Raw genomic sequence first — 23,861 nt, forward strand, 5'->3', positions numbered from 1 at the left:
CGTCGTCGACGCTGCAGTGCACAGCGCGTCGGCCACTGGCCTTCGCTATGCTTGCGCGATGACGACCTCTTTCCAGATCTCCCGACGTGCGCAGGCGCTGACCAGTTCGGCGATTCGCGAAATCCTCAAGGTGACCGAGCGGCCGGAGGTGATTTCCTTCGCCGGCGGGCTGCCGTCGCCGGCCACCTTTCCGGTGGAGCGCATGCGCGCGGCCAGCGATCAGGTGCTGCGCGATGCGCCGCAGGCCGCGCTGCAATACGGCCCCACCGAAGGCTATGCGCCGCTGCGCGAATGGGTGGCCGCACGCCTGAGCCGCGACGGCGCCAACATCCGGCCCAGCCAAGTGTTGATCACCACCGGCTCGCAGCAGGGCTTGGACCTGCTCGGCAAGGTCTTCATCGACGAAGGCAGCAAGGTGCTGGTGGAAACGCCAAGCTACCTGGGCGCGCTGCAGGCGTTCTCGCTGTTCCAGCCGAGCTTTGTCGGCATGCCCTCGGACGAGGATGGAGTGGTGGTGGACGCGCTGGATCCTGCAGTGCTGGCCGATGCGCGCTTTCTGTATTGCCTGCCGAATTTCCAGAACCCGACCGGTCGCCGGTTGCCGCTGGCGCGCCGTCAGGCCCTGGTGGCGCGCGCGGCGGAGGCGGGCGTGCCGATCGTCGAAGACGATCCGTATGGCGAGCTGTATTACAGCGGCCAGCCGCTGCCGAGCCTGCTGTCGCTCAGCCCGGAGGGCGTGATCTACATGGGCTCGTTCTCCAAGGTGCTCGCGCCCGGGTTGCGGCTGGGCTATGTGGTCGCGCCCGAAGCGGTGCTGGGCAAGCTGATCCAGGCCAAGCAGGCGGCCGATCTGCATACACCCTCGTTCACCCAGCGCGTGGTCCACCAGACGTTGCAGGACGATTTCCTGGACACGCATATCCCGCAGATCCGCGCGCTGTATGCGCGTCAATGCAGCCTGATGCTGGAGGCACTGGATCGGCATTTCCCGCCCCAGGTGCAATGGAATCGCCCCGAAGGCGGCATGTTCCTGTGGGTGACCCTGCCGCCCGGGCTGGATGGCACCGCGCTGCTGGCGCGTGCGATCGCGCGCAATGTGGCGTTCGTGCCGGGCGCGCCGTTCTACGCCACCTTGCCGCAGGTCAATACCTTGCGGCTGTCGTTTGTCACCGTGCCCGGCGACAGGATCGACGCCGGCATCCAGGTCCTGGGCGAGGTGCTACGCGAGGCGCTGGCCGAATTGCCCGGGCAGGGCGCGTGAGCACGCAGGCCGCTGGCGTGCAGGCGCCTGCGCTCGCGATCACTCTCGACAGCGTCGCGATCGGTGTCGCACGCGACTTCACCCGGCCCGGTAGCCGCAGCGCGATCGACAAGCGGGCGGTGGACGGCAGGGTGCACGTCGGTCCCGACGGTCTGCACGGCGACGAGCAGGGCGACCGGCGTGTGCATGGCGGGCCGGACAAGGCGATCCACCATTATCCACGCGATCACTACGCCGCCTGGCGGACCGAGCTCGGTGCACATGCGTTGCTGGAGACGGCCGGCGCATTCGGCGAGAACCTGAGCAGCCTCGGCCTTACCGAAGCCGAGGTCTGCCTGGGCGATCGCTTTGCGTTGGGTACGGCAGTGGTGGAAGTGTCGCAGCTGCGTCAGCCATGCTGGAAGCTGTCCGACCGTTTCGGCCTGCGCGACATGGCGCGCCGCGTGCAGGACACCGGCCGCACCGGCTGGTACTACCGCGTGCTGCAGCCCGGCGACGTTGCTGCCGGCGATACGCTGACACTGCAGCAGCGACCGCATCCGCAATGGACGCTGTTGCGCCTGCAACAGCTGCTGTATGCGCGCGATGTCGATGTCGCCGCCATCACCGAGGTGCTGCAACTGCCGCTGGTGCCGTCATGGCAGGCGCTGTTCGAACGCCGCCTGCAACGCCGCGAAATAGAGAGCTGGAGCAAACGCCTGCAAGGCGCAGGCGACTGAGAGCCGCCAACACCATCGCGCGCGATCAATGGCCGCGGCCGCGCCAGCTGCAGGGCTGAGATTTGGGATTCGGGAGTCGGGATTGGGGAATCGCGGCCACGAAGTCGGCAAACGCCACCTTCCAGGCGCCGCAATGATGGCCGTATGCCATGCGTCCTCATCGTCCTTACCAACGTACAGTGGCGCAGCCTTTACCAAGCCATGGCCGCTCGCGACGTTGTATGCCAACCACCACGCGCACCCCACGGACGCCACCAAGCCAAAGCGCCACAGCACGTAAAACGCGCACACCCGCACCCGCTCTCACGAGTCCCTGATCCCGATTCCTGGCTTTAACGACTCCCCAATCCCGACTCCCCAATCCCAGCTTTTACGATTCCCGATTCCCGATTCCCAGCTATCTTGTACAACCCCATCGCCCAGCTAGGCCTGCCGCCATGACACCGTCTCCTGTGAAAGTTCTGATCCACGGCGCCTCCGGGCGGATGGGCAAGGCATTGCTGCGCCTGGCTGCCGAAGACGAGGCGCTGCACGTCGTCGGTGCGGTGGTGGGGCGCTCGCCTTCGCAGCGCGTGGTGGACGGCGTGCCGTACTTTGCCGCCAGCGAACTCGGCGGTGCGCCGGCCTTCGATGTGGCAATCGACTTCAGCCTGCCGCAGGGCTTCGCACCGATCCTGGCGCTGTGCGCGCAGCGCGGTAGACCGCTGGTGTCCGGCACCACCGGTCTGGATGAGGCGCAGCGCGCTGCGTTGCTGGAGGCCGCGCAACAGATCCCGTTGGTGTGGGCGTCCAACTTCAGCCTGGGCGTTGCGGTGCTGACCGAACTGGTGGAGCGTGCCGCCGGCAGCCTGCCGGGCTGGGATTGCGACATCGTCGAGGCGCATCACGTGCACAAGCAGGACGCACCCTCCGGAACCGCACTGACGCTGGGGGAGGCGGCCACCGGCAGCGGCGCGCAGCCGCGCTTTGCCAGCCTGCGCGCCGGCGACATCGTCGGCGAGCACACGGTGCAGTTCACCGGGCTGGGCGAGCGGGTGGAGCTGGTGCACCGCGCCACCAACCGCGACATCTTCGCGCGCGGTGCCCTGCATGCGGCCAAGCGGCTGCTCGGCAAGCCGGCCGGCAGCTATCGCGTGCGCGATCTGGTGCTGTAAGCCGGCGCGTTGCTGCGCATGAATGGCGAATGATCGCGGTGGCGCATTCATCCCGCCATTGCGATGTCACCGCGGCAACCGGTGTTCTCCAGGCTGGCATGCCGGGGCACTTGCCTTTACAATTCTCGCTTGCCCGAACCAGCGTCGGACCGGTCCTCAGCACCGCGTCCGCGCTTTGCTGCAACCGGAATTTGGCCGGAAGCGCATCGGAGTCCCAGGCAGCCAGAGCGAGACCCCCACGTGACCCAACCCGCAATCCTTGTCCTCGAAGACGGCACCGTGTTCGAGGGCGAATCCGTAGGCGCCAACGGGCTTTCCGTCGGCGAAGTGGTGTTCAACACCGCCATGACCGGTTACCAGGAAGTCCTGACCGATCCCTCCTACGCCCGCCAGATGGTCACGCTGACCTATCCGCATATCGGCAACACCGGCTTTACCGATCAGGATGACGAGGCCAGCAAGATCTGGGCCGCCGGCCTGATCGTGCGCGATGTGCCGCGTCGCCCCAGCAGCTGGCGCAGCGAAGTCGCACTGCCGGAGTGGCTGCAGGCCCGCGGTGTGGTGGCCATTTCCGGCATCGACACCCGCAAGCTGACCCGCCTGCTGCGGCAGAAGGGCGCCCAGAACGGCGCACTGATGGCCGGTGAGATCGATGTCGCCAAGGCGCTGGAAGCCGCGCGCAGCTTCCCCGGGCTGAAGGGCATGGACCTGGCCAAGGTGGTTTCCACCGAGACCAGTTACAGCTGGCAGGAAGGCTCGCTGGATCTGAATTCCGACACCTTCGTGCGCGCCGAGCTGAAGCACAAGGTTGTTGCTTACGATTACGGCGTCAAGCTCAACATCCTGCGCATGCTGGCCGACCGTGGGTGCGACGTCACCGTGGTGCCGGCACGCACGCCGGTGGCCGAGGTGCTGGCGATGAATCCGGACGGCGTGTTCCTGTCCAACGGCCCGGGCGACCCGGAGCCCTGCGATTACGCCATCAGCGCCATCCAGGAACTGATCGCCAGGCAGGTGCCCACCTTCGGCATCTGTCTGGGCCATCAGCTGCTGGCGCTGGCCGCCGGCGCCAGCACGGTCAAGATGACCACCGGCCATCACGGCGCCAACCACCCGGTGCAGGATCTGGACGGCGGGCGGGTAATGATCACCTCGCAGAACCATGGCTTTGCGGTCGACGAAAGCACGCTGCCGGCCAATGTGCGGGTGACCCATCGGTCGCTGTTCGATGGCACCAATCAGGGCATCGCGCTGACCGACGCACCGGCGTTCTCGTTCCAGGGCCACCCGGAAGCCTCGCCGGGGCCGCGCGATGTGGGGCCGTTGTTCGACCGGTTCGTGGAGTTGATGGCCAAGGATGCCAAGCGCGCATGAGCGCTCGTTTGATGGGTGTGCTGATCGTGCTGATGGGCGTTGCGCTGACGTATTGGGGCGTGTGGATGCCGCTGGAGCAGGCACGCGCTGGTGCACAGTCGATCACGCTGCATGGCGGCATGAAGCTGGCCTTGCTGGTGCCGATGTGCTTCGTTTTCGGCGTCGGCTATGTGGCTGGAGGGGAATCCTTTCACCACCGCATGCAGAACACCGACCCGGACAAGGTACGCCGTTGGGGCAAGACCTCCGGGATCGGCTGGCTGCTGATCCTGGGCAGCTTTGCCGCGTCCTTCGGGCTGTATCAATGGATGCAGCACACCCTGCGCGCCCTCGGCTATGGATCTGCCGGATGAACCCGGCGTTCGGCTCTGCCGAGCCGATGCACTATCACGCCGCGTCGCGATGCGATCGCCGCGGCCACTCTTCCGCACCTGCGGCTTGCCGCATGTTCCTAATCGAGTAAAGAAATGCCAAAGCGCACCGACCTAAAAACCATCCTGATCATCGGCGCCGGCCCGATCGTCATCGGCCAGGCCTGCGAGTTCGATTACTCCGGCGCGCAGGCGTGCAAGGCGCTGCGCGACGAGGGCTATCGCGTGGTGCTGGTCAACAGCAATCCGGCCACGATCATGACCGACCCGGACATGGCCGATGCGGTGTACATCGAGCCGATCAACTGGCAGACGGTCGAGAAGATCATCGCCAAGGAAAAGCCCGATGCCCTGCTGCCGACCATGGGCGGGCAGACCGCGCTGAACTGCGCGCTGGATCTGGCCGACCACGGCGTGCTGGAGAAGTACAACGTCGAGCTGATCGGTGCCAAGCGCGAAGCCATCCGCATGGCCGAAGACCGCGAGCTGTTCCGCGTGGCGATGGGCGAGATCGGCCTGGATTGCCCGCGCGCCGAAGTGGCGCACACGCTGGAAGAGGCGCTGGATATCCAGACCCGGGTCGGCTACCCGACCATCATCCGTCCCAGCTTCACCCTGGGCGGCAGCGGCGGCGGCATCGCCTACAACCGCGAAGAGCTGATCGAGATCGTCGGCCGTGGCCTGGAACTGTCGCCGACCACCGAGGTGCTGGTGGAAGAATCGGTGCTGGGCTGGAAGGAATTCGAGATGGAAGTGGTCCGCGACACTGCGGACAACTGCATCATCGTCTGCGCGATCGAAAACCTCGATCCGATGGGCGTGCATACCGGCGACTCGATCACCGTGGCGCCGGCGCAGACGCTGACCGACAAGGAATACCAGCGCCTGCGCGATGCCTCGATCGCAGTGCTGCGCAAGATCGGTGTGGATACCGGCGGCTCCAACGTGCAGTTCGGCATCAGCCCGACCACCGGCCGGGTGGTGGTGATCGAGATGAACCCGCGTGTGTCGCGCTCCTCGGCGCTGGCGTCCAAGGCCACCGGTTTCCCGATCGCCAAGGTCGCCGCCAAGCTGGCGGTGGGCTACACGCTGGACGAATTGAAGAACGAGATCACCGGTGGTCTGACCCCGGCCTCGTTCGAGCCGTCGATCGACTACGTGGTCACCAAGATCCCGCGCTTTGCGTTCGAAAAGTTCCCGCAGGCCGATGCGCGCCTGACCACCCAGATGAAGTCGGTGGGCGAGGTGATGGCAATGGGCCGCACCTTCCAGGAATCGCTGCAGAAGGCGCTGCGTGGCCTGGAAACCGGCAAGATCGGGCTGGACCCGACCGGCCTGGATCTGAGCAGCGAAGACGATATCGCCGCGCTCAAGCGCGAGCTCAAGGCGCCGGGCCCGGAGCGTCTGTTCTATGTCGCCGATGCGTTCCGCGCCGGCATGAGCGTGGCCGATGTCTACGCGCTGTCGTTCATCGACCCGTGGTTCCTGGACCAGATCGAAGAACTGATCAGCCACGAACAGCAACTGGCCGATGACGGCATGCCGGCACTGGATGCGGCGCGTCTGCGCACGCTCAAGCGCGCCGGTTTCTCCGACGCGCGGCTGGCCGAGTTGACCGGCACCAACGAAGAGTCGGTGCGCACGCTGCGTCGCGCGCTCAAGGTGCGCCCGGTCTACAAGCGCGTGGATTCCTGCGCCGCCGAATTCGCCACCAGCACCGCGTATCTGTATTCGACCTACGAGGACGAGTGCGAGGCGCTGCCGACCGACCGCGACAAGATCATGATCCTGGGCGGTGGCCCCAACCGCATCGGCCAGGGCATCGAGTTCGACTACTGCTGCGTGCATGCGGCGCTGGCGCTGCGCGATGACGGCTACGAGACCATCATGGTCAACTGCAACCCGGAGACCGTGTCCACCGACTACGACACTTCCGACCGTCTCTACTTCGAGCCGCTGACGCTGGAAGACGTGCTGGAAATCGTCGAGCTGGAAAAACCCAAGGGCGTGATCGTGCAGTACGGCGGCCAGACCCCGCTGAAGCTGGCGCGCGCGCTGGAAGCCAACGGCGTGCCGGTGATCGGCACCTCGCCCGATTCGATCGATCTGGCCGAAGACCGCGAGCGGTTCCAGCAACTGGTCGACAAGCTGGGCCTGAAGCAGCCGCCGAACCGCATTGCCCGCAATGCCGAGGAAGCGCTGGTGCTGGCGCGCGAAATCGGCTATCCGCTGGTGGTGCGCCCGAGCTACGTGCTGGGCGGCCGCGCGATGGAAATCGTCTACGGCGAATCCGACCTGGCGCGCTATGTGCGTGACGCGGTCAAGGTCTCCAACGATTCGCCGGTGCTGCTGGACCGCTTCCTCGACAACGCGGTGGAAGTGGACGTGGACATCATTGCCGACAAGGACGGCAACGTGCTGATCGGCGGGCTGATGGAACACATCGAAGAGGCTGGCGTGCATTCGGGCGATTCGTCCTGCTCGCTGCCGCCGTACTCGCTCTCGCCCAAGACCCAGGCCGAGCTGCGCCGTCAGGTGGTGATGCTGGCCGAAGGCCTGAATGTGGTCGGCCTGATGAATACCCAGTTCGCGGTGCAGGTGAACGAGGCCGGCGACGATGTGGTGTTCCTGCTGGAAGTGAACCCGCGTGCCTCGCGCACCGTGCCGTTCGTGTCCAAGGCGATCGGCATGCCGCTGGCCAAGATCGCCGCGCGCTGCATGGCCGGCAAGACGCTGGCCGAGCAGGGCGCCACCAAGGAAATCGTGCCGGGCTATTACTCGGTGAAGGAGGCGATCTTCCCGTTCGCCAAGTTCCAGGGCGTGGACCCGATCCTCGGGCCGGAGATGCGCTCCACCGGTGAGGTGATGGGCGTGGGCCGCAGCTTCAGCGCCGCGTTTGCACGCGCGCAGGAGGCCGGCGGCATCAAGGCCCCGCCGGTGGGCAAGGCGTTCGTGTCGGTGCGCGATCCGGACAAGCAGCGCGTGTTGCCGGTGGCGCAGGCGCTGGTGGAGCGTGGCTATACGCTGGTCGCCACGCGCGGTACCGGTGCCTGGCTGCAGCAGAACGGGCTGAGCTGCGAGATCGTCAACAAGGTCGCCGAAGGGCGCCCGCATATCGTCGATTCGATCAAGAACGGCGAGATCGTGTATATCGTCAACACCACCGAAGGTCGCGCCGCCATCTCCGACTCGTTCTCGATCCGGCGTGAAGCGTTGCAGCATCGCGTGACATATTCGACCACCGTTGCCGGCGCCAAGGCGCTGGTGCATTCGCTGGAATTCCGCGGCACCGGCCCTGTGTGGTCGCTGCAGGAACTGCACAAGGAGCTGGAAGCATGAGAGCACCCATGACGGCAAAGGGCGCGCAGCGTCTGCGCGAAGAGCTGGACCAGCTGAAGTCGGTCAAGCGTCCGGCGGTGATCAACGCGATCGCCGAAGCGCGCGCGCACGGCGATCTGAAGGAAAACGCCGAATACCACGCCGCGCGCGAGCAGCAGAGCTTCATCGAAGGCCGCATCAAGCAGCTGGAAGGTGAGCTCTCGCATGCCGAGATCATCGATATCACCAAGCTGTCGGCCGGCACCAAGATCGTATTCGGTGCCACGGTGACGCTGGCCGACACCGAGACCGACGAAGAAAAGCGCTACCAGATCGTTGGCGATCTGGAAGCGGACATCAAGCTGGGCATGATCGCGATCTCCTCGCCGCTGGCGCGTGCGTTGATCGGCAAGCTGGAAGGCGACTCGGTCACCATCGATGCGCCGGCCGGCCAGCGCGAGTACGAAGTGGTCAGCGTTGCCTATCTGGACTGACGGGCCGGGATTGAACGACGCCACCGCCCGATGACCACCGCCACGCTGCTGCTGCCGGAAAAACGTCGTCTGCCCGGTGAACTGGGCGACACGCCGGTGGCGCGTGCGCTGGCGCGTGCCGACCAGCACGGTGCCGAGCCCGGCGAAGTGGCGCAGCTGCAGCGCCACTTCACGCTGACGCCTGCGCACTGGCCGGTGGCCGCGTTGACCCGCCAGCTCGATGCCGGCGATGCGGCCGGTGCGACCTGGGTGCGTGCCGATCCGGCCTATGTGGTGCCGGATATGCAGGGCGCGCGCTTGATGGGCTACGGCGAGGCGCTCGGTCCCACGGCCGAGGACCTGGCGGTGTTGCTGCCCATCCTCAAGCCGATGTTTGGCGATGCCGGCTTCCTGCTGGATGCGCCCACGCCTGCGCGCTGGTACCTGCGGCTGTCGCCGGATGCCAAATTGCCGGAATTTGCGCCACCGGATCTGGCGATCGGCGACGACCTGTTCGAGCATCTGCCGGCCGGCGAGATCGGCCGGCGCTGGCGCGCCTTGCTGACCGAGGCGCAGGTGCTGCTGCATCAGCACCCCTGGAACGAGGGCCGCGTGGCCAGCGGCAAGCCGGCGATCAATTCGCTGTGGTTCTGGGGCGGCGGCGTGCTGCCGCATGCGGTGAGCTCGCCGCACCGTCAGGTACGCAGCCGCGAATCGCTGCTGCGTGCGCTGGCGCTGGCGGCCGGTGCCGATGCGCAGGGCGAACAACGCGTGGATGCGTTGGTGGACCTGCGCCATCTGCGCTCGCTGCAGCAGTTCAGCGACGATGCGGTGGCGCCGTTGCTGGCGGCGATGGCACGTGGCGAACTGGATCGGCTGGTGCTGGATTTCCAGGACGGCGAAACCGTGTCGCTGACGCATGCGCAACGCTGGCGTTTCTGGCGCAAGCCGCGCGTACAGCTGGCGCAATGACCTCCACCCCGCGGATCGTTCGGCGCCCGCCCGGGCAGGCCGGCAGCTGGCCCGATGCCATGTTGCCGCTGCTGCGCCGCATCTATGCCGCGCGCGGCGTCACCGATACCCACGGCGCGCACCCGCGCCTGGGTCAGTTGCTGTCGCCGCAGTTGCTGCACAACAGTGACGTGGCCGCCGAGTTGCTGGCCGATGCGATCGCCCGGCAACGGCGCATCCTGGTGGTGGGCGATTTCGACTGCGATGGCGCCACCGCCTGTGCGGTCGGCGTGCGTGGCTTGCGCATGCTCGGCGCGCTGGATGTGCATCACGCGGTACCCAATCGCATGGTGCATGGCTACGGCCTGTCGCCGGCACTGGTGGAGGAACTGGCCGCATTGCAGCCGGATCTGCTGGTCACGGTCGATCACGGCATCGCCTGCCACGCCGGCGTGGCCGCGGCCAAGGCGCGTGGCTGGACGGTGCTGGTCACCGACCATCACCTGCCTGGCGAGGTATTGCCGCCGGCCGACGCGATCGTCGATCCGAATCTGGCCAACGATCGCTTCCCGAGCAAATCCCTGGCCGGGGTCGGGGTGATCTTCTATGTGCTGATGGCCTTGCGCGGTGTGCTGCGCGCGCGCGGCGCCTTCGCGGAACGCGCCGAGCCGGATCTGTCGGTATTGCTGGACCTGGTGGCAGTCGGCACCGTCGCCGATCTGGTGCCGCTGGACACCAACAACCGTGCGCTGGTGTCGGCCGGCCTGCGCCGCCTGCGCGAGGGCAAGGGTTGCATCGGCCTGCGCGCCTTGATCGATGCCAGCGGCCGCGACGTGGCGCGTCTGAGCGCCAGCGATATCGGATTTGCGTTGGGCCCGCGTCTCAACGCAGCCGGCCGGCTGGAAGACATGGCGCTGGGCATCGAGCTGCTGCTCAGCGAGGACTGGAACCGGGCGCGCGAGATCGCCGGCATGCTGGAAGAGATCAACGCCGAGCGCCGCGCGGTGCAGCAGTTGATGACCGACGATGCCGAGCAGGCCGTCACCAAGGTGGTGCTGGATGCCGATGGCGCGTTGCCGATCGCCGCATGCCTGTTCGATGCCGACTGGCACCCGGGCGTGATCGGCCTGGTGGCCTCCAAGCTCAAGGACCGCCTGCATCGCCCGGTGATTGCATTGGCGCCGGCCGAGCCCGGCAGCAGTCAGCTGCGTGGTTCGGCGCGTTCGATCCCCGGCCTGCATATCCGCGATGTGCTGGCGGCAGTGGATGCGCGCCACCCGGGCCTGATCCAGAAGTTCGGCGGCCATGCGATGGCGGCCGGGCTGAGTCTGGAGCATGCCGCGCTGGCGACCTTCGAACAGGCATTCCAGCGCCAGGTGCAGGCGATGGTCGACGCCTCGCTGCTGCATGCCGAATTGCACAGCGATGGCGAACTGGCCGCGCACGAACTCGATCACCTGCATGCCGAAGCGCTACGCGTGGCCGGGCCGTGGGGGCAGGGCTTTCCCGAGCCGCTGTTCGATGGTCAGTTCGAAGTGCTGCAATGGCGCCTGCTCAAGGAACGCCATCTCAAGCTCACGCTGCGCTGCGCCGGCCGTGCCGAACCGCTCAACGCCATCCACTTCAACGGCTGGCGCGGCAGCGAGCCGGCACGTATGGTGCGGCTGGCGTACCGCCTGGTCAGCGACGACTATCGCGGCGGCACCGCGGTGCAGTTGATCGTCGAGCACTGCGAGCCGGCGACAGTCACGGGCTGAGCGCGCGGCTGTCAACCGCGGGCTTCGGTAGGGGCGACAGCGCGGCCCTGCAGCCAGGCTGCACATCAACCGCTCTACACGGGGGCGGCGCACCCACAGCCGGCATGTACGTGGTGGTTCATGCCGCAAGTGGCGCATGCCTGATGGCGGCAAGGTGGTTTGGTTCGTCGCTCAAGGCGTCTTGCAAGACAGTGCAAGCGCACGCTCGCACCGTCCTCGCCTCGGTCAGGGCGCCTTCTTGACTTCGGTCACCAAGGTCGGCAATTCCCACGCCCCGCCAGCGGCCACCAGCCGGCACAGGCCGGAGGTGGATTTGGAGGTCGGCACAAAACGGCGGCCGTCCCAGGTCCAGCTGGCCTCGCTGTAGCAGTCGCCCAGGCCGCGGCCCTTCTGCGATGCAAGGATAGTGGAACCGTCGATATCGCTGGCGTGCGTGGTCACCAACGTCGGCGCGAACGGCGCGCGTGCATTGATGACCCAGAAACCGGTGCCGACGTTGTAGGCGCCCATCCAGCAGTCGGTCGAGACCAGCAGTTTGTCGCCGCTGAGCCGGGTGACCGACAGCGGCTCGGCTGCATCGCCAGCCTGCAGCCCCTTGCATTCCTCATCGGCCGGCAAGCTGGCACGCAGCGCTTGGTACAACGCCGGCAGCGTGCCCAGGCGCGCATCGGCTGCTTGCGTTGCTGCGAGTTTGACCGCTCGCACCTGCGGTGCGGGCACAGCCGGCAGCACTGCAGCCTCGTCGCGATCGCCCTTGCGCACCAGGGCGCCGCGCGTGCCCAGCCGGCCCTGGAACTCGTCCATCTTCAGCAGCACCGCTGCGGCGCCGCGGTCGGACAGCTGCCAGCGGCGACCATCGTTGCCGAGCGCCACGATCTTGCTGCTGCGGGTCAGTGCGGCCAGCAGTGCGGTCACCTGCGTACTGGTCAGCGGTGCGGTGCCGCTGTCGCGATTCAATGCCAGCTTGCCCAGGTCGCGCTGGTCGATGCGCAAGGTGAGCGATGCCGGCATCTTGACCTCGTCGTACTGGCCTAGCATCAACTCAGCAGTGACCTGCTGCCCCGCACCGGCCTTGCGCGTCAGCAAGACCGACACCGGCGTGCTGCCGTCGTCATCCGGCTGATAGCCAGCGGCGCGGCAGGTGCGGGTGTTGTCGCAGGCGATGGTCCAGTCCTGGTGATCGAAGGCGATGCCGACCGGCGCATCGGCAAGGGCGGCGGCAGGCGCGAGCAACAAGGTGGCGGCGAGCAGGGTAGGGCGCATGGTGTCTTCGAAAGAGCGTGTCCGGCGCGCATCTTGCGTTGCTGCCGACGGGCCGTCCAGTGCGTCGCATGCCGAAGCGGCACACGTCTGTGCAACATTTTCATGACGGCACCGGCGCGCTGTCGGTCTTGCTCGCCAGGCGCGGCTTGCGTGCACGCAATCCGAACAAGGGACGCAACCAGCGCACCCGGCGGATCGCAAACTCATGCAACGCCAGGCAGCCGATCACGGTGGCGGCGATCACCAGCGCCGGCTCCAGCCAGGCATTCAGATGCAGCGGCATCAGCCAGTACAGCGTCACGATGATCAGGCTCTGGTGCAGGATGTACCACGGGAACACCGCCTCCGTGCAGTACGGCAGCCAGCGGAACGGGCGATTCAATCGAAGCCTGGCCCATCCAAGAATCGTCAGCAGCGCCAGCCAGGTGTAGGCGGCCCGTGCGCTGTGTTCGATCGCCTCCCACGGCAGCGCAGCCAGCGGTGCACCCAGTTGCGCAGTCTGCCCCTGGATGCTGGCATAGCGAATGCCCAGTTCGGTGCCGATCGCCACCAGTGCGGTGCCCAAGGTGAGCCAGCGCAGTTGTACGGCCAGCTGCCAGAAGCGCTCGCGGCGTGCCAGCAGATACCCCAGGACGAACAGCGGGAACGATTCGGCGTGCACGAACCAGTCGCCAAACAGCGCGTGGGTGGGCGGATGCCGCGGCATCACCCACAGCACGCAGAACGCTTCCCACAGCATCGGCAACAGCAGCAGTGCCGGCACCGCCAGCGCGGCGGGCAAGCGCGGCCACGCGGCCAACCGCAGCGGTCGGGTCAGCGATACCAGCGCCATCAAGGCGATGGTGTAGGGCAGCAGATAGGCCAGATACCACAGATGGTTCCAGGTGATGCCGTGCTGCCAGCCATCGAAACTGCCGGCCGGCCATGGCCGCACCTGCCAGTAGCGCAACAGGAAGCTGCCGAAGCCCGGGCTGACCTTGCCGTTGCTCACGCCCTGGCAATAGGCCTGCACCGCGACCACCACGAACATGCCGAACAACAGCGGCGGCAGCAATCGCCCGCAGCGCTGCAAGGCAAAGCGCCAGGGCCTGTCCTGCGGCCGCGCCAGACCGATCGCGATGCCGGAGATCATGAACAGCAGGGGCATCCGCCAGCGGTTGAGCACGATCATCGGCCATTGCAGCCACTGCGCGGTGTGCACGCTCTTGAGGTGGAAATCCCAGTCGGCCACATAGGCCATACCCACGTGATAGAGGATCAGCAGTGCGAAGGCGAAGACGCGCAAGGCATCGATATCGTGACGGCGTTCGGTCATGGTGGTGTCGGCAGGAGGCATGCCCGCATCCTCGGCAACGCAGGCCCCAAGCAGCTGCGCCAAGGGCGGCAATGCCGTCCCCGAGTGACCAGTTGCGGTCCCACAGGGACGAACCGGGGACGGCAAGCGGGCGGTTTTGTCGAAGATGCGCGGCTGCATTCCCGAGTCAGAAGCCAGGTCTGACATTGCTAGACCTCAGTTTCACCCTTTATTGGAATTGCGGCGCGCGGCGCCGGTAACGTCGGCAGGCCAAATAGCGGCCGCAGCCAGCGCTGCTTGCGAATGACCTCATAGCTGGCCAAGCACAGCACAGCGGTTGCGACGATCAGCGTCGCACTCTCGGCTAGCTGCGGCAGCGCCAATGGCTTCAGGGAATGCGCCAGTACCACGATGATCGTCTGGTGCAGGACATATACCGGAAACACTGCAGCAGTGAGATAGCGCAGCACGGCACCATCGGCATGACGGAAACGATAGGCGAAGCCCAGGATGGCGGCGATCGCGCACCATTGTTCTACCGCCCACACGGCACGCAAGAGCAGGCGCAGGGCGGTGGGTGCCGGGTGCGCATCGTCATAGATGGAGAAGTACCAGGTGTGGATCATCAGCGCATAGCTGCAAGAGGCCAGCAGCAGTGCTACCCAGCGCAGGCGCTGTAACGATTCCCAGATGCTGGCTATTGGCGCGATCAGCACCCCGATCAGGAAGACCAGCAGGTACTGCGCGTGGTTGTACCAGTCATCGAACAGCCAGTTGGTTTGCTGGAAGCGAGCCACCAGCACCAGCCGTGCGACCGCCAGTAGCGTCAGCGGTACCAGTAACGCACCCCAGCCCTGGAGCGGACGCGCAGCCCATGCGCACAGACGCACCTTCGCTGCCGCAGGAAGCAGGCGCCAGAGCAGCCACACCACCAGGGTGTACGCCCACAGGTAGGGCAAAAACCACAGGTGATTCCAGGTGGGCAGGCGCAGGCAGTCGCCATCGGCTCCACAAAACCCTTGGTAGGCGCTCAGATACTTGGCATAAAACGCCAGATAGCCCTGGCGGTAGCCGCCGGGCAATTGTTCGACGACTTGATAGTAGGACTGTGGTGGCACGATCACGGCCATACCGAACAGCAGCGGCAGTAGCAGCTGACGCGAACGTCGGTACAGCAAGCCCTCGGGCTTGTTGTTCAGCATGAAGGCGGTGGCGACACCGGAAATCAGGAACAGCAGCGACATCCGCCACGGGCTGCTGAGCAGCATGACCGGCTCCAGCATCAGGTGGGTCGAGGAACTTTTGACGTGCCAGTCCCAGGTCACGTAATACATGCCGACGTGATAAAGCACCAATAGGCCGAAGGCGATGACGCGCAGCCAGTCCAGATCGTGACGCCTTTGCATTGGCCGCCCTGCACCAAGGATGATATGCCCCAACTACGCGAGATGACGCAGCGGGCGACCAGCGGGAAGGGACGAAACAGGGATCTTCAGGGACGAATGGGTTCCGCCGTGGGGTGACGATCGGCGCCGCCAGCCTAGAATATGGGGATGAGTACCGACCCGGCACGCACGATCCTGGAGCGCTTTCTGCCTTGGCAGCGCAGCGCAGGCATGTTGTTTTGGCTGATGGTGGTGGTGGTCAACGCCAGTGGCAACGCCGTTACCGAGTTGATGGATCGCCGGCGCGCCGGGCTGCCGATCCAGAGCTGGGAACCCTGGGTGTGGGAGATGTCCAGCGGCTTGGTCTGGCTGCTGATGCTCGTCCCCGTCATCGCCTGGTTCACGCGGAAGCTGCCGTTACATCTGGATACCTGGCGGCGCCGGCTACCCTGGTATCTGTTGGTCAGCGTGGCGGTCTCGGTGGTGCATGTCGTCACGATGGTCGGCCTGCGCATGCTGACCTATCGGCTGCTGGGCGAACATTATGATTTTGGAGCGTGGCCGCAGGAATTGTTTTACGAGTACCTCAAGGACGTACGTACTTTCGCGATCATCGTTGCGTGCATGCATGGCTACCGGTTTTTGCTGCGCCGCCTGCAGGGCGAGGTGCGGCTGCTGGCCGCGCCAGACGAAGGCCCGCCGGTCGAGCCGCTGGACCGTCCGGAACGCTTTCTGGTGCGCAAGCTGGGGCGCGACTTCCTGGTCGCCACTGCCGACATCGAATGGGTCCAGGCGTCGGGCAACTACGTCAACCTGCATGTACGCGGCCATGATTACCCACTGCGCAGCACGATGGCCGCGATCGAGGCCAGACTCGATCCGGCCGTGTTTGTGCGAATCCATCGCAGCTACATCGTCAACCTGGGCTGCGTGGTGTCGATCGAACCGCTGGACGCAGGCGAGGCGCGCGTGCACCTGTCCGGCAATGGCCAGCTGCCCTGCAGCCGTCGTTACCTGGCGCCGCTGCGGCGCGCCGCCGGACATGCCGAGGCGCCAGCGGTCCCGGCTGTGCCGGGCTGAACAGCATGCCCACCGCGTTCCGCCACCGTCGCCCGCTTGCTAAACTAGCCAGCTTGTTTGCCGGAAGTCCGTCATGATCGAAACCAATCCGATCCGCCAGCGCATCACCGATCTCAATGATCGCGTGCTCTCGCTCAGGGGGTATCTTTGACTACGACGTCAAGAAAGAGCGTCTAGAAGAAGTCAGCCGGGAGCTTGAGAGCCCCGATGTGTGGAACGACGCCGAGCGCGCGCAGGCCCTGGGCCGCGAACGCTCGCTGCTGGAAAAGACCGTCATCGGCATCGCCGATGTGCTGGCCGGCCTGAGCGATGCGGCCGATCTGCTGGAACTGGCCGAAAGCGAGCAGGACGAGGACACCGCGGTGGCGGTGATCGCCGATCTGGACAAGTACCAGACCCATGTCGAGAAGCTGGAATTCCAGCGCATGTTCTCCGGCCAGATGGACGGCGCCAACGCGTTCGTCGACATCCAGGCCGGCGCCGGCGGCACCGAGGCGCAGGACTGGGCCGAAATCCTGTTGCGCATGTACCTGCGCTGGGCCGAGTCGCGCGGCTGGAAGACCGAGCTGATGGAAGTGTCCGGCGGCGAAGTGGCGGGCATCAAGTCGGCCACGATCCGCATCGAGGGCGAGTACGCCTATGGCTGGCTGAAGACCGAGATCGGCGTGCACCGGCTGGTGCGCAAGTCGCCGTTCGATTCGGACAACCGCCGGCATACCAGCTTCACCTCGGTGTTCGTGTCGCCGGAAGTGGACGACAACATCGAGATCGACATCAACCCGGCCGATCTGCGCACCGACGTGTATCGCTCATCGGGCGCCGGTGGTCAGCACGTCAACAAGACCGAATCGGCAGTGCGCATTACGCATATTCCGACCAATACCGTGGTCGCCTGCCAGACCGGCCGCAGCCAGCACCAGAACCGCGACAACGCGATGAAGATGCTGGCCGCCAAGTTGTATGAGCTGGAAGTGCAGAAGCGCAACGTCGAGCGCGACGCGCTGGAAGCCACCAAGTCCGACATCGGCTGGGGCAGCCAGATCCGCAACTACGTGCTCGACCAGAGCCGCATCAAGGATCTGCGCACCGGCATCGAACGCAGCGACACGCAGAAAGTGCTGGACGGCGACCTGGACGAATTCGTCGAGGCCAGCCTCAAGGCCGGTCTGGCGGCAGGCTCCAAGCGCCTGGATGCCTGACCGCAGCAAGACCTCGCCGCGCCCGCCGCGCAGCGACGTCTTTTTTCGCGGACGCTGCGACATGTGCAGCGCCGCGCAGCCTGTACATCGCCACGCAGTCCCGTTGCGCCGTGCAGTTGTCACCGATACACCGTAAAACGCAGGAACCGGCCAGCCCGGTTCCGCATTCTCCACCGGGCACGCGCCCGACCTATCGCAGACCGATTCCCGCCATGACCGAGCAGACCCCCGCGCCGCAGATCCCCGCCGACGAGAACAGCCTCATCGCCGAGCGTCGCGCGAAACTGGGCGCGTTGCGCGGCCAGGGCATCGCCTATCCCAACGATTTCGTGCGCGAACACTTCGCCGGCGATCTGCAGGCCGAATTTGCCGATGCCGACACCTGGACCTCCGAGGCACTGGAAGCGAGCGGCCGCACGGTCAGGATGGCCGGCCGCCTGATGGCCAAGCGGGTGATGGGCAAGGCCAGCTTTGCGCAGATCCAGGACGAGTCCGGGCGCGTGCAGCTGTTCCTGCAGGGCAATGTGCTGGGCGATGCCTATGCCGCGTTCAAGGGCTGGGATGTCGGCGACATCGTGGCGGTGGAGGGCGGGCTGACCCGCACCAAGACCGGCGAGCTGTCGGTCAAGGCCAGTGCGTTGCGCCTGCTGACCAAGTCGCTGCGTCCGTTGCCGGACAAGTGGCACGGCCTGTCGGACGTGGAGCAGCGCTATCGCCAGCGTTACGTCGATCTGATCGTCACTCCGGAGGCGCGCGAGGTCTTCATCAAGCGCTCCAGGATCATCCGCGCGATCCGCGCCTGGCTGGATACGCGCCGCTTCCTGGAAGTGGAAACGCCGATGATGCATTACATCCCCGGTGGCGCCACCGCCAAGCCGTTCACCACCCACCACAACGCGCTGGACCTGGACCTGTACCTGCGCGTGGCGCCGGAGCTGTACCTCAAGCGGCTGGTGGTCGGTGGGCTGGAACGGGTCTACGAGATCAACCGCAATTTCCGCAACGAGGGCGTGTCGACCCGGCACAACCCCGAGTTCACCATGCTCGAGCTCTACGAGGCCTATGCCACGTACCACGAGATCATGGACCTGACCGAGCAGGTGATCCGCGACACCGCGCAGTCGGTACTGGGCACCGCCCAGGTGAACTGGGACGGCGCCGCCATCGATCTGGCGCCGGCTTTCCGGCGCTGGCGCATGGATGAGGCCGTTCGTCACCACAATCCGGAGATCAGCGCGGCCGATTGCACCGATCGCGATGCGCTGCTGCGCCATTGCGAACGGCTGAAGATCAAGGTCAAGCCCTCCTACGGTTGGGGCAAGTTGCTGCTGGAAATCTTCGAGGCCACCGTGGAACACACCCTGGTGCAGCCGACCTTCATTACCGACCACCCGGTCGAGGTGTCGCCGCTGGCGCGTTCCAGCGACACCGAGCCGGGGTACACCGACCGCTTCGAGCTGTTCATCAACGGCAAGGAGCTCGCCAATGGCTTCTCCGAGCTCAACGACCCGGAAGACCAGGCCGCGCGCTTCCAGGCGCAGGTGCAGGCCAAGGACGGTGGAGACGACGAAGCGATGCATTACGACGCCGACTACATCCGTGCGTTGGAGTACGGCATGGCGCCGACCGGCGGCCTGGGCATCGGCATCGACCGGCTGGTGATGCTGCTGACCGGCAGCACCTCGATCCGCGATGTGCTGCTGTTCCCGTATATGCGTCCGGAAGCCTGATCTTTTTTGTGCCGTCGGCGTGCCGACGGCACAGATACTGCATATGCTAGAGCGGAGCCCCGAATGGCGTATCGTCGGGGGAGTCGGCACAGCGGCCGGCGTCATCGCTTTTCCGTTCTCGGGATAGAGGAGCAACGGCTATGCAGGATGTTTTGGGTAATCTTGCCGGCGTATCGTCGGCGGATCCATCGGGAAGCTGGTCGGAAAAGGCGGATCTGGGATTGAACATCGTCATTGTCGATGACCAGATGTCTGCGCGGACGATGCTGCGCCACGTCATCGAGGACATCGCACCGGAGTTGAAAGTCTACGATTTCGGTGACCCGCTCGACGCGCTGGCGTGGTGCGAGGCCGGACGGGTTGATCTGTTGCTGCTCGACTACCGCATGCCCGGCATGGATGGGCTGGAGTTCGCCCGGCGTCTGCGCCGGCTGCCCAGCCATCGCGATATTCCGATCATCCTGATCACCATCGTCGGTGACGAGCCGATCCGCCAGGCGGCGCTGGAAGCGGGCGTGATCGATTTCCTGGTCAAGCCAATCCGCCCGCGCGAACTGCGTGCGCGCTGCGCCAATTTGCTGCAGCTGCGTCAGCAGAGCGAAAGCGTCAAGCAACGCGCACTGTCGCTGGAGCAGCGTCTGCTGGCCAGCATGAACGAGGTCGAGGAGCGCGAACGCGAGACGCTGTCGCGACTGGCGCGTGCCATCGAGTACCGCGACTCGGGCACCAGCGCCTTCCTGGAGCGCATGTCGCACGTGGCCGGCCTGATCGCCGAGCAGCTCGGCTTGTCGGAAGAAGAAGTGCGCATCATCGAGATGGCCGCACCGCTGCACGACATGGGCAAGATCGCCATTCCCGATGCGGTGCTGCTCAAGCCGGGCAAGCTCACCGACGACGAGATGAGCATCATGAAGCGGCATCCGCGGATCGGCTACGAGCTGCTCAGCGGCAGCCAGAACCGCTTCATCCAGGTCGGCGCCCTGATCGCGCTGCGTCACCACGAGCGCTACGACGGCACCGGCTATCCGGATGGACTGGTGGGCGAGGCGATTCCGCTGGAAGCGCGCATCGTGGCGGTGGCCGACGTCTTCGACGCACTGTTGTCGCCGCGCCCGTACAAGGAGGCCTGGACCATGGACGCCGCGCTGGCTTATCTCTACGCACAACGCGGTCGCCTGTTCGACCCACGCTGTGTGGATGCGCTGCTGCGCGGCCGCGCGCAGCTGGACCAGATCTGCGGCGAATTCTCGACCGCATCGGCACGACCCGGGGTGTAAGGCTATGAATCCGTTCGGAAGGATCCGGCAGCGGTTGATGAATCGACCTGACAGCGAACATGGCCAGGCGATCGTCCGCATCGTTCTGATCAGCCTGATCCTGTCGTATGTCCTCGTGCCGAGTGTCCGGCACAGTTTGCCGCTGCACCAGCACACCGGTGTCTTGGTCATCGTGCTGACAGGTCTCGGGCTTGGCCTGGCGTTGTTTGGATGGCTGCTGTGGCGACCCGACCGCTCCGATGCGCGTCGTATCCTGGGCATGCTGGCCGATTACGGGTTGATGGCGGCCGGCATGATCCAGATGGGCGAGCCGCTGGCCTGGGTTTATGTCGTGGTGATGTGGGTCACCGTCGGTAATGGCCTGCGCTACGGCAACCGCTATCTGTATCTTGCGGTGGCAATGGCGGTGGTGAGCTTTTCCACGACGCTGTCGATGACCGAATACTGGCAACGCAACCAGCGCCTTGGGGTCGGGCTTGCGGTTGGTCTGGCCGCCGTTCCGCTGTATTTCTCCAGTCTGCTGCGGCAGTTGACCCGTGCAACCGCCGAGGCGCGCCGCGCCAGCGAGGCCAAGAGCCGCTTTCTGGCCAACATGAGTCACGAGTTTCGGACACCGCTGAACGGTCTGTCCGGAATGACCGAGGTATTGGCAACGACGCGTCTGGACGATGAGCAGCGCGAATGCCTGAAAACCATTCAAGCCTCCACACGCAGTCTGCTGGCGCTGGTGGAGGAGGTGCTGGACATCTCGGCCATCGAAGCCGGCAAGCTCCGCATCAATGCGTCCGATTTCGCATTGCGCGATACGCTGCAGGCCATTGCGCTGATCCTGGAACCGCAGGCGAAGACCAAGGGCCTGGACTACCGGGCGAACGTGGCAGAGAACGTGCCGACGCTCTTGCATGGGGATGCGATCCACCTGCAGCAAATCCTGCTCAATCTGGTCGGCAATGCGGTCAAGTTCACCGATCATGGCCGCGTGCAGCTGACCGTGGCGGTCAGCAATGCCCAGGCGGCGACCGCAGTGCATGCCCGCGCCGGACTGCGGCTGCGGTTCGAGATTCTGGATACCGGTATCGGCGTGCCGGTCGACATGCGCCCGCGCCTGTTCGAGGCCTTCGAACAGGCCGATACCGGACTGGCCCGGCGGTTCGAAGGCAGCGGGCTGGGAACGACCATCGCGCGGGGACTGGTCCAGTCGATGGGCGGCGCAATCGGTTTCGATGAAAATCCAGAAGGCGGTAGCCTGTTCTGGTTCGAGCTCCCGTTCGGTCCGGCGACCGCCAAGCCGGCCACCTCGACACCGCCCGTGTTGCAGGACGCCGATGCCACAACGATCCCGGGCAACGTGATCGCGTTTGCCGATCCATTCCTGCGCCACCGTGCCCGCGTACGCAGCATGATGATCCTGGTGGCAGACGATCACCTGGCCAACCGCCTGGTCCTGCAGCGGCTGTTGCAGAAAGCGGGACATCGCGTGACCTGCGTGGATGGGGGTGAGGCCGTGCTGGACGCGTTGGCCGAAACCGACTACGACGCCGCCATCGTCGACCTGCACATGCCCGGCGTCAGCGGCCTGGACATGCTCAAGCAACTGCGGGTCATGCAGGCGGGTGGCAAACCGGGCACCCCGGTGGTGGTGCTGAGTGCCGACGTGACACCCGAGTCGATTCGCAGTTGCGAGCAAGCGGGTGCATATGCATTTCTGGCAAAGCCCGTTGCGGCGGTCAAGCTGCTGGACACCCTGGCCGACATTGCCGTCAACCAGAAATTGCGTCAGGCCGATCCGGTCATCGTCCAGCGTGGCCCGGCGTTGAGCGGTGTGGTGCTCGATCCTGCGGTCCTGGACGAACTGGCCGAACTGGGCATGGGGAAGGAATTCGAACGCGAGTTCATCCAACAGTGCCTCAGCGATGCGGCTGCCTGTGTGGTGCAGCTTGGCAAGGCCGCCGCCGACCAGGACTGGGAGCGGTTGCGCGAGCATGCGCATGCCGTCAAGGGGGTGTCCAGCAATCTCGGGCTGGTCGGACTGGCCGAGCAGGGCGGTGAGTTGATGCGGCTTTCCGAAGCCCAGTTACGCGCCGAATGGCGGCAGCGGCTGGAGCAGCTCAATCACGGGTTGATGCAAGGACGCGAAGCGCTTGCCCTGCGGGCCCAGAAAGCATCCGATGGCGACGTCACGGGCAACGGCGATTCGGGCTGAGCAAAGCCCGGCCATCGGCCGGGCCTGATTCCCCCAGTATTGGATCGACCAAAAATCAGGCAACGCTTGCGCCGGCTCGGCGATTTTGTGCCTTGACCAGGCGGTCCATCGTACGCAGCGATTTGTCGCTCAGGGCCAGCGCCGTGTCGACCCAGACTTCGGTAATGCGCAGCAATTCGTCGTAAGGCACTGCCTGTGCCAGATTGCGCGCCGCGTTCATTGCCAGATAGGAATTGGAGATGCGCTTCTGCTGGCGGATGAGGGTCTGGGTAGCCGCGACGCCCTGTCCCTTGGGTACCAGCACGTCCACGATCCCCATCGCATGCATCTCTTCGCTGCTGTAGATGCGTCCATCGAGAATGATCTTCTCTGCCAGTTGGGGCGAAACGCGACGGCACAGGAAGGAATACGCGCCCATGCCCGGAAACAGGCCGAACAGGACCTCGGGCAGCCCCATGCCGATGCCTTCCTCGGCAACGATGGTGTGGCAGGCCAGCGCCATCTCCAGCCCGCCTCCCAATGCATCGCCTTGCAGCAGCGCAATGCTGCGTACGTCCCCACCGAAGCCGACATGCAGGTGATGGACGCCTTCCACGCAGCGAATCGCATAACGCATGAGCTGCTCGCGATTCTGTTCGCGGATCAAGCGTGCGAACAGGTCCAGATCGCCGCCGAGATTGAATGCGTTCGCGTCGGAGGCCAGTACGAAATGGCGGAGCTCGCCGGTGCGACGCTCATGCGGAGCGCGGGTGATGGTGCTCATGATCTCCCACATGTCTTCCAGCAAGTCGGTCCGGCAGCACGGCCGTACTCCGGCATCCGCGTCCGCATGCATAAACAACCAGTGGGTGCCGTCGGCGACCGATGAGTCAACACGAATGGTGGGGTGAGGACGGCCGAGGTAGCGCTTTTCAATCGTGTTCATGGGCATGATCCTGGGAGGGCCCGCGATGGGAGAGTGGATGCCGGCGGGCGCGCACGATCCACTCCAAATCGATGCTACACCGGCACTATCTCCATGAACGCAGAGGGCTTTCCCATCGCCGGGAAAG

Annotated in this window: 18 protein-coding genes; 14 read left to right on the plus strand and 4 right to left on the minus strand. The window is 65.6% G+C overall.

Annotated features, from left to right (window positions below; translation table 11 throughout):
• Positions 1-58: 58 nt before the first annotated feature.
• The 9 genes from DYQ94_RS12965 to recJ all read left to right on the plus strand — a co-directional run bounded on the left by DYQ94_RS12965 (position 59) and on the right by recJ (position 11,378).
• On the plus strand, positions 59-1,261 hold the full coding sequence (locus tag DYQ94_RS12965) for an aminotransferase-like domain-containing protein (protein ID WP_126966342.1): 1,203 nt from the start codon (positions 59-61) through the stop codon (positions 1,259-1,261).
• Complete coding sequence (locus tag DYQ94_RS12970; protein ID WP_126966341.1) at positions 1,258-1,980, plus strand: MOSC domain-containing protein; 723 nt, start codon at positions 1,258-1,260, stop codon at positions 1,978-1,980. The genes DYQ94_RS12965 and DYQ94_RS12970 overlap by 4 nt, the downstream gene beginning before the upstream one ends.
• Before the next feature lie 437 nt (positions 1,981-2,417).
• Entirely contained in the window at positions 2,418-3,134 is a 717-nt protein-coding gene (gene dapB / locus DYQ94_RS12975; RefSeq protein WP_024937724.1) for a 4-hydroxy-tetrahydrodipicolinate reductase, read from the plus strand.
• A gap of 240 nt (positions 3,135-3,374) precedes the next feature.
• Positions 3,375-4,508: a glutamine-hydrolyzing carbamoyl-phosphate synthase small subunit gene (carA, locus tag DYQ94_RS12980; RefSeq protein WP_024937723.1), complete on the plus strand. Its 1,134-nt coding sequence runs from the start codon at positions 3,375-3,377 to the stop codon at positions 4,506-4,508.
• Complete coding sequence (locus DYQ94_RS12985) at positions 4,505-4,861, plus strand: hypothetical protein (protein WP_104555005.1); 357 nt, start codon at positions 4,505-4,507, stop codon at positions 4,859-4,861. The genes carA and DYQ94_RS12985 overlap by 4 nt, the downstream gene beginning before the upstream one ends.
• A gap of 114 nt (positions 4,862-4,975) precedes the next feature.
• Positions 4,976-8,218, plus strand: coding sequence for a carbamoyl-phosphate synthase large subunit (gene carB / locus DYQ94_RS12990; RefSeq protein WP_024937721.1), 3,243 nt, complete (start codon positions 4,976-4,978; stop codon positions 8,216-8,218).
• Between the two features lie 8 nt (positions 8,219-8,226).
• Entirely contained in the window at positions 8,227-8,691 is a 465-nt protein-coding gene (gene greA, locus DYQ94_RS12995; protein ID WP_024937720.1) for a transcription elongation factor GreA, read from the plus strand.
• Positions 8,692-8,721: 30 nt separating this feature from the next.
• Positions 8,722-9,642 (plus strand): phosphoglycerate mutase, encoded by a 921-nt coding sequence (locus tag DYQ94_RS13000; protein ID WP_102581183.1) that lies wholly within the window; start codon positions 8,722-8,724, stop codon positions 9,640-9,642.
• Complete coding sequence (gene recJ / locus DYQ94_RS13005; RefSeq protein ID WP_065032245.1) at positions 9,639-11,378, plus strand: single-stranded-DNA-specific exonuclease RecJ; 1,740 nt, start codon at positions 9,639-9,641, stop codon at positions 11,376-11,378. Before DYQ94_RS13000 ends, recJ begins: the two co-directional genes overlap by 4 nt.
• 225 nt (positions 11,379-11,603) lie before the next feature.
• Here recJ and DYQ94_RS13010 read toward each other — a convergent pair whose 3' ends face one another.
• The 3 genes from DYQ94_RS13010 to DYQ94_RS13020 all read right to left on the minus strand — a co-directional run bounded on the left by DYQ94_RS13010 (position 11,604) and on the right by DYQ94_RS13020 (position 15,374).
• Positions 11,604-12,641 carry a DUF1176 domain-containing protein gene (locus DYQ94_RS13010; protein ID WP_126966340.1) on the minus strand — a complete coding sequence of 346 codons (1,038 nt, stop codon included), beginning with the start codon at positions 12,639-12,641 and terminating at the stop codon, positions 11,604-11,606.
• 100 nt (positions 12,642-12,741) lie between these two features.
• Positions 12,742-13,956, minus strand: coding sequence for an acyltransferase family protein (locus DYQ94_RS13015; RefSeq protein WP_126966416.1), 1,215 nt, complete (start codon positions 13,954-13,956; stop codon positions 12,742-12,744).
• Positions 13,957-14,144: 188 nt separating this feature from the next.
• Positions 14,145-15,374 carry an acyltransferase family protein gene (locus DYQ94_RS13020; RefSeq protein ID WP_237474929.1) on the minus strand — a complete coding sequence of 410 codons (1,230 nt, stop codon included), beginning with the start codon at positions 15,372-15,374 and terminating at the stop codon, positions 14,145-14,147.
• Between the two features lie 177 nt (positions 15,375-15,551).
• Here DYQ94_RS13020 and DYQ94_RS13025 point away from each other — a divergent pair, with 177 nt between their 5' ends.
• From DYQ94_RS13025 to DYQ94_RS13045, 5 genes are all read left to right on the plus strand, one after another.
• Positions 15,552-16,400 (plus strand): LytTR family DNA-binding domain-containing protein, encoded by an 849-nt coding sequence (locus DYQ94_RS13025; protein ID WP_226427867.1) that lies wholly within the window; start codon positions 15,552-15,554, stop codon positions 16,398-16,400.
• A gap of 73 nt (positions 16,401-16,473) precedes the next feature.
• Positions 16,474-17,599, plus strand: a protein-coding gene (prfB, locus tag DYQ94_RS13030; RefSeq protein ID WP_102252050.1) for a peptide chain release factor 2 whose coding sequence is annotated in 2 segments (ribosomal slippage) — positions 16,474-16,548 and positions 16,550-17,599 — 1,125 coding nt in all. Because the reading frame shifts where the segments join, the coding sequence is not laid out codon by codon here.
• Between the two features lie 212 nt (positions 17,600-17,811).
• Complete coding sequence (lysS, locus tag DYQ94_RS13035) at positions 17,812-19,329, plus strand: lysine--tRNA ligase (RefSeq protein WP_046342469.1); 1,518 nt, start codon at positions 17,812-17,814, stop codon at positions 19,327-19,329.
• A gap of 140 nt (positions 19,330-19,469) precedes the next feature.
• Positions 19,470-20,606, plus strand: a complete 1,137-nt coding sequence (rpfG, locus tag DYQ94_RS13040) for a cyclic di-GMP phosphodiesterase response regulator RpfG (RefSeq protein WP_029219717.1) — start codon at positions 19,470-19,472, stop codon at positions 20,604-20,606.
• A 4-nt stretch (positions 20,607-20,610) separates the two neighbouring features.
• Positions 20,611-22,809: an ATP-binding protein gene (locus DYQ94_RS13045; protein ID WP_164738920.1), complete on the plus strand. Its 2,199-nt coding sequence runs from the start codon at positions 20,611-20,613 to the stop codon at positions 22,807-22,809.
• 55 nt (positions 22,810-22,864) lie between these two features.
• Here the strand turns inward: DYQ94_RS13045 and DYQ94_RS13050 are convergent, their stop codons facing one another.
• Complete coding sequence (locus DYQ94_RS13050; RefSeq protein WP_126966337.1) at positions 22,865-23,734, minus strand: crotonase/enoyl-CoA hydratase family protein; 870 nt, start codon at positions 23,732-23,734, stop codon at positions 22,865-22,867.
• Positions 23,735-23,861: the final 127 nt, after the last annotated feature.

Origin of the sequence: Xanthomonas sp. LMG 8993, from assembly GCF_009835065.2 — a bacterium.
GTDB classification, from domain to species: Bacteria; Pseudomonadota; Gammaproteobacteria; order Xanthomonadales; family Xanthomonadaceae; genus Xanthomonas; species Xanthomonas arboricola.

Excerpts from the sequence above, each read along its gene's own strand:
- DYQ94_RS13045 (WP_164738920.1), top strand. The coding sequence starts at position 20,611 with ATGAATCCGTTCGGAAGGATCCGGCAGCGGTTGATGAATCGACCTGAC.
- rpfG (WP_029219717.1), top strand. The coding sequence starts at position 19,470 with ATGCAGGATGTTTTGGGTAATCTTGCCGGCGTATCGTCGGCGGATCCA.
- DYQ94_RS13050 (WP_126966337.1), bottom strand. The coding sequence starts at position 23,734 with ATGAACACGATTGAAAAGCGCTACCTCGGCCGTCCTCACCCCACCATT.
- DYQ94_RS13015 (WP_126966416.1), bottom strand. The coding sequence starts at position 13,956 with ATGACCGAACGCCGTCACGATATCGATGCCTTGCGCGTCTTCGCCTTC.
- lysS (WP_046342469.1), top strand. The coding sequence starts at position 17,812 with ATGACCGAGCAGACCCCCGCGCCGCAGATCCCCGCCGACGAGAACAGC.
- greA (WP_024937720.1), top strand. The coding sequence starts at position 8,227 with ATGACGGCAAAGGGCGCGCAGCGTCTGCGCGAAGAGCTGGACCAGCTG.
- DYQ94_RS12965 (WP_126966342.1), top strand. The coding sequence starts at position 59 with ATGACGACCTCTTTCCAGATCTCCCGACGTGCGCAGGCGCTGACCAGT.
- recJ (WP_065032245.1), top strand. The coding sequence starts at position 9,639 with ATGACCTCCACCCCGCGGATCGTTCGGCGCCCGCCCGGGCAGGCCGGC.
- carB (WP_024937721.1), top strand. The coding sequence starts at position 4,976 with ATGCCAAAGCGCACCGACCTAAAAACCATCCTGATCATCGGCGCCGGC.
- DYQ94_RS13000 (WP_102581183.1), top strand. The coding sequence starts at position 8,722 with ATGACCACCGCCACGCTGCTGCTGCCGGAAAAACGTCGTCTGCCCGGT.
- DYQ94_RS13025 (WP_226427867.1), top strand. The coding sequence starts at position 15,552 with ATGTTGTTTTGGCTGATGGTGGTGGTGGTCAACGCCAGTGGCAACGCC.
- DYQ94_RS13010 (WP_126966340.1), bottom strand. The coding sequence starts at position 12,641 with ATGCGCCCTACCCTGCTCGCCGCCACCTTGTTGCTCGCGCCTGCCGCC.
- DYQ94_RS12985 (WP_104555005.1), top strand. The coding sequence starts at position 4,505 with ATGAGCGCTCGTTTGATGGGTGTGCTGATCGTGCTGATGGGCGTTGCG.
- dapB (WP_024937724.1), top strand. The coding sequence starts at position 2,418 with ATGACACCGTCTCCTGTGAAAGTTCTGATCCACGGCGCCTCCGGGCGG.